The sequence below is a fragment of the Achromobacter sp. genome (assembly GCF_036567245.1).
Taxonomy (GTDB): domain Bacteria; phylum Pseudomonadota; class Gammaproteobacteria; order Burkholderiales; family Burkholderiaceae_B; genus Achromobacter.
Window position 1 is genome coordinate 1 of the sequence record NZ_DATCUY010000386.1, and the last position, 3,658, is coordinate 3,658.

A 3,658-nucleotide genomic window follows, 5' to 3' on the forward strand; every position below is an offset into this window, starting at 1 on the left:
CCCCGCCAATATCGCCGGCCGCATCGGAGCGGCGCTGAGCGTTCCGGCCCTGGACGCGGCGGCCTGCCGGCCGCGCCTGGCAATCTTCCAGGCGATCCAGGCCGGCGACGCGGCCGCGGTGCAAGCCGAACTGGCGCGCGGGCAGGATCCCGACGGCGTCAATGAGAACGGCACGCCGGCGCTGGCCGCGGCGGTATCGCGCAAGCAGCTGGAGATCGTGCGCATCTTGCTGGCGGCGGGCGCCAGGGCCGATGGTCCCAACAACGGCTATCCGCTATTGGCCAGCGCGCTGCCGGACGGTGACGACACGCGCCCGCCCGCTGAGCGCTATGCCCTGGCCGACACCTTGATTGCGGCGGGCGCGCCCGTGGATGCGGTGGACAGCAGCGGCATGCCGCTGTTGACGCGGCGGATTTCCTACTACGGCAACGACAAGGACAACCTGCTCTTCCTGCTGGAGAAGGGCGCAAACCCGAACATCCGCGAGAAGAACGGGCGCTCGCTGTTGCATGCCGCCATGCAAAGCACGAAGAAGCTCTGGTTCGCCGAGCAATTGCTGGCCAAGGGCGCGGACATCAACGCCGCCTATGTCCGCATGTACTACGGCAACCGCGCCATGTGGGAGACGCCGCTGCTGGAAGCCTTGCGCGAATCCCTCAACGGCGAGCTGGCGCCCGGGGTGGCCTATCCGATCCCCGAACGGGTGAGCTTCGCGCTGGCCCACGGCGCGGATCCGGCCGTGGGCGGCTATGGCGCGGGCAAGGCGCTGGAACGCAACGGCTTGAACGAAGCGCTGAGCCTGGCGGCGCGCTACATACAGCCCGCGCTGGTGGACCAGTTGGCCCAGGCTTCCGGCAAGCCGCGAGAGCCGCTGACGCCGGAGTCGCTGTCCAGCTTGTTAAGCGTGTGGAACCAGGTCGAGGTCCGCGCGGAGATCAAACAGAACGGCCCGCAATGGGATGGGCTGCGCGGTCGGCTGCGCGCCACCGCCGCGCGCCTGCTGGCCGTCGGCGTGCCCCTGACGCAGGCGTCCGACGCGACCGGCGTGCTGGCCAATCGCATCGCGCCGCTGAGCCTGCCGTGGCTGCCGGACGACCTGTACCTGGAATGGCTGCAAGCGGGCGCCGATGCTTCCGATCGCACCGACCAGGGCATCCGTGTCCAAGGCGTGGCCGACCCCGATGCATTGCCGCTGGTCATCATGCTGAGACTGGGACAGGAGGCCAAGGCGAAAATGCTGCTGGAGCACGACGCCGGCCTTTACCGCACACCCTGGCGCTGCGGCGCGGCGGTGGCGGACATGCTGGCCTGGCAATTGAGCCAGGACGGCAGCCCCCTGGGGCCGGCTGGCGCGCGCGCCGTCAGGCAGGTGCTGGACGGCGCCGAGGCCGCGTCCGCCTGCGACCCGAACCAGCGTTCGCGCGTGCAGCCCTTCGTGGGCCTGAGCGCAAGCGAACTGGCGCGCCGCGCCAACGTGACGTTGAGTCTGCGGCCGGCGCCCTGAGACCGGCGCGCTCGCAGGATAGCCAGACAAAAAAACTCAGGCGCCCGCAGGCGCCTGAGTTTTTGCTTCAACGGCAAGCCGTCATTACATGGCGTGACCCATGTTGACGTTCATGTTGTACAGCACCCAGGCGGAGCCGCCGACGATGATGGAGATGATCATCAAGGTGAAGACGAACGTGGCCAGGTTGTCGCGGGCCGACTTCGATGCGCCCATGTGCAGGAAGTACACCAGTTGCACCAGCAACTGGAGCACGCACAGCGCCACCACACCGGCGATGGTGATGGCGTGGGACAGCCCGCCGTTCATCACCAGGCCGAAGGAGCCGAAGGTGAGAACCAGCGAGAGCACGAAACCGATGATGTAGGACTTCAGGCTGCCGTGGTCGGCGGCGTGATCGTCGTGGCCGTGTGCGGCCGCAGCGGAGTGCGACATCAGAGGGCTCCCAGAAGATAGACGAAGGTGAAGACGCAGATCCAGACGATGTCCAGGAAGTGCCAGAACAGGCTCAGGCACGCCAGGCGACGCTTGTTGATCGAATCCAGGCCATGGCGGCGGATCATGTCCAGCAGGACGATGATCCAGATCAGGCCGAAGGTGACGTGCAGGCCGTGCGTGCCGATCAGCGTGAAGAACGCCGACAGGTACGCGCTGCGGCCCGGGCCCGCGCCTTCGGTGATCAAGTGATGGAATTCATAGACTTCCATCGCGATGAAGCCCGCGCCGAACAGGAACGTCACCATCAACCAGCCCATTGCACGGCTCTTGTTGTTGGCGTGCACGTTCAGGTTGGCCATGCCGAAGGTGAAGCTGGAGAACAGCAGCAACAGCGTTTCGACCAGCACGAACTTCAGGTCGAACAGTTCCTTGCCGGTCGGGCCGCCCGCGGTGGCGTTGGACAACACCGCGAACGTGGCGAACAGCACCGAAAAGATCAGCAAGTCGCTCATCAGATAGACCCAGAAACCGAATACGGTCTTGGATCCATCGTCATGATGCGCGTGATCGTCGTGACCCGCGTGGGGGTGAGTGGCTACGGCTTGAATCATGGCTCAGGCGGCCTTCTGCATTTTGTCAAAGTGAGCGTTTTCGATGCGTTCGACTTCCGCGGCCGGGACCCAGTAGTCGACGTCGCGGTCATAGGCGCGGACGATGAACGAACCGACCATGCCGACGAAACCGACGATGGACAGCCACCAGATGTGCCAGATCAGCGCAAAGCACATGACCAGGCCAAAGGCGCCGATAACCACGCCCATGGCGGTGTTGCGCGGCATGTGGATGTCTTCGTACTTGGCCGGGCGCTTGTAGGCCTTGCCGTTCTGCTTGTCTTCCCAGAACTGGTCCAGCGAGTCAACGTGCGGCACGTGGGCGAAGTTGTAGAAAGGCGCGGGCGACGAGATGGCCCATTCCAGCGTGCGGCCATCCCAGGGATCGCCGGTGACGTCCTGGTTCTGCTTGCGCTGGCGAACCGAGACGAACACTTGCTGCAGCAGGAACCAGATGCCCAGCATGATCAGCGCGGCGCCAGCCAGCGCGACCAGCAGGTAGGGCTGCCATTCGGGATTGTCGTAGTGGTTCAGGCGACGCGTCATGCCCTTGAAGCCCAGGATGTACAGGGGCATGAAGGCCATGAAGAAACCGACGAACCAGCAGTAGAACGAGTAGCGGCCCAGGCGCTCGTTGAGCGTGAAGCCGAACGCCTTGGGGAACCAGTAGGTCATGCCCGCGATGCAGCCGAACACCACGCCACCGATGATGGTGTTGTGGAAGTGGGCGATCAGGAACAAGCTGTTGTGCAGCACGAAGGACACGCCGGGGATGGCCAGCATCACGCCGGTCATGCCGCCGATGACGAACACGATCATGAAGCCCAGCGTCCACAGCACCGGCGTCGTGATGCGCAGGCGGCCGCGGTAGATGGTGAACAGCCAGTTGAAGATCTTCGCGCCCGTCGGGATCGAGATGATCATTGTCGCTATGCCGAAGAAGGCATTGACGTTGGCCCCCGCTCCCATGGTGAAGAAGTGGTGCAGCCAGACCAGGAACGACAGCACGCCGATGGCGGCCGTGGCGTAGACCATGGACTTGTAGCCGAACAGCGTCTTGCGGGCAAAGGTGGCAACCACTTCCGAATACACGCCAAACGCCGGC

The 3,658-nt window shown here is 64.8% G+C and carries 4 protein-coding genes; 1 reads left to right on the forward strand and 3 read right to left on the reverse strand.

The window, feature by feature from the left end:
- A partial coding sequence (locus VIR09_RS16500; protein WP_414639438.1) for an ankyrin repeat domain-containing protein occupies positions 1-1,504 on the forward strand: 1,504 nt, incomplete at its 5' end.
- Between the two features lie 84 nt (positions 1,505-1,588).
- Here the strand turns inward: VIR09_RS16500 and cyoD are convergent.
- The 3 genes from cyoD to VIR09_RS16515 all read right to left on the reverse strand — a co-directional run.
- Entirely contained in the window at positions 1,589-1,939 is a 351-nt protein-coding gene (gene cyoD / locus VIR09_RS16505) for a cytochrome o ubiquinol oxidase subunit IV (protein ID WP_332013848.1), read from the reverse strand.
- Entirely contained in the window at positions 1,939-2,553 is a 615-nt protein-coding gene (gene cyoC, locus VIR09_RS16510) for a cytochrome o ubiquinol oxidase subunit III (RefSeq protein WP_129529981.1), read from the reverse strand. Before cyoC ends, cyoD begins: the two co-directional genes overlap by 1 nt.
- A 3-nt stretch (positions 2,554-2,556) precedes the next feature.
- Positions 2,557-3,658 (reverse strand): cbb3-type cytochrome c oxidase subunit I (locus VIR09_RS16515; protein WP_332013849.1); only part of this gene is annotated, 1,102 nt, incomplete at its 5' end.

Coding starts and splice junctions, on each gene's coding strand:
- cyoD (WP_332013848.1), bottom strand. CDS start 1,939: ATGTCGCACTCCGCTGCGGCCGCACACGGCCACGACGATCACGCCGCC.
- cyoC (WP_129529981.1), bottom strand. CDS start 2,553: ATGATTCAAGCCGTAGCCACTCACCCCCACGCGGGTCACGACGATCAC.